This is a genomic window from Microcystis sp. LE19-10.1B (genome assembly GCF_027530565.1).
GTDB lineage: Bacteria > Cyanobacteriota > Cyanobacteriia > Cyanobacteriales > Microcystaceae > Microcystis > Microcystis aeruginosa.
In genome coordinates, this window is sequence record NZ_JAPZQM010000210.1 from 1 (window position 1) to 1,804 (window position 1,804).

Annotated in this window: 1 protein-coding gene; it reads right to left on the reverse strand. The window is 48.4% G+C overall.

Features of this window, described 5'->3' with window-relative positions; all coding sequences use genetic code 11:
* Positions 1-198: 198 nt before the first annotated feature.
* On the reverse strand, positions 199-1,638 hold the full coding sequence (gene glmM, locus O9332_RS07815) for a phosphoglucosamine mutase (RefSeq protein WP_288024735.1): 1,440 nt from the start codon (positions 1,636-1,638) through the stop codon (positions 199-201).
* Between the last annotated feature and the right edge of the window lie 166 nt (positions 1,639-1,804).

Genomic DNA, 1,804 nt, shown 5'->3' on the forward strand with positions numbered 1-1,804 from the left:
ACCAATAAAGCTGAGAGGGAATCCGAACTAGGGAAGTATTCGGAGGTCTGTGCCAGATTGTGTCTCGATGCGGTAGTCTCTACTTGCGTCGCCTAAATTGGTTTAGGCAAGCCCCGTCCCTTTTAGGGCGGGGTTAGTGACAATTATCCCTTGCTAGGCTAGGCTAAGGGCATTATAATCCCTGTCCCCCTCGATCGACTACAAAAGATAGCTTCGCACCGCTGCCACTAGCCTTTCTGTCCAAAAATTGGCTAATTCTAGGGTTTCTGCTTCCACCATCACCCGAATTAAGGGTTCTGTCCCGGAAGCGCGCACCAAAATTCTGCCTTTTTCTGCCATAGCTGTCTCAGCTTTGCGGATTTCTCGCCGCAAAGGTTCACATTGCTGCCAATTACGTCGCACTTCTCTATCTTCCACCCGCACATTGCGTAAAATCTGCGGATAGGTGACAAAGCTATGATCGACTAAGTTAGCCAAGGAAACCGCCGATTTCTGCACTAAAGCCGCTAAATGTAGGGCGGTTTGCATTCCATCCCCAGAAACCCCGTAATGATGGCAGAGAATATGACCGGATTGTTCACCCCCTAGCATGGCTCCAGTTTCCCACATTTGCGCCTGAACGTGCTGATCGCCCACGGCAGTCCGCAAGAATTGACCCCCCAGTTTTTGCCAAGCGCGTTCAAAACCTAAATTAGCCATCACCGTTGCTACTAATAACCCATCGGGTAGCTGTCCGGCTTCTAAGAGGGAACGACCCCAAAAATAGAGGATATAATCGCCATCTACTACTCTACCTTGACTATCCACGGCCAGGACTCGATCGGCATCGCCATCGAAGGCAAACCCTAAATCCGCTTGCTGATTAATCACCGCCGCCTGTAAGCTTTCTAAATGGGTAGAACCACAATTAACGTTAATGCGATCGCCGTCGGCTCGATCGTGTAGGCAGATAACTTCCGCCCCCAAGGTTTGGAATACTAAAGGTGCTAGGTTAACGGCTGCCCCCCAAGCCAGATCCAAAACTATTTTTAATCCCGATAGGTTAATATCCCTCCCGACGGAATCAATGACAGCTTGATAATATTTTTGGATTAATTCGGGACAAAAAGTCGCTTTTCCCCAATTTTCTGGTTTATCTGCTAATTCTAAATTGCCTCTTAAACCCGCTTCTATCTGTGCCGCTAAAGTGCCAGATAATTTTAAACCGCTGCTGTCAAAAAATTTAATGCCGTTATCTTCGGGAGGATTATGACTGGCAGAAATCATGATCCCCCCCATCGCTTCGCTTTCTCTGGTTAAATAGGCGACGCAGGGAGTGGGACATAATCCCAGTTGCCAGACTTCTATTCCCGCCCAAGTTAAACCCGCAGTGATAGCATTGGCTAACATATCACTGGAATTACGGGAATCTTGACCGATAATTACTGGTTTGGTGACACCAGCTTGATTTTTTAATACCTGTCCTGCCCAAAATCCGATTTGTAGCGCTAGGGGGGCAGTTAATAATTCTCCCACTTGGCCGCGAATTCCGTCCGTGCCAAACAGGGGTGATGGCGGTAATTCGATTAAACCCCCTAAGGATAACAGGGGATGCGATCGAGCTTTTTGCCCATTTTGATACGATAGAGACGCTACCATGGCCGATTCCTTTCCTCACACAACACACTCAGAGGATAACATGATCACCGATTTTTTAAAATCAATGTTCCCAGTTGACCTTAATTCTCTTTCCGGGGTTCCTTACATAGGGTGTGGGGTGTGGGGTGTGGGGTGTGGGGTGTGGGGTGTGGGGTGTGGGGTGTGG

Excerpts from the sequence above, each read along its gene's own strand:
- glmM (WP_288024735.1), bottom strand. The coding sequence starts at position 1,638 with ATGGTAGCGTCTCTATCGTATCAAAATGGGCAAAAAGCTCGATCGCAT.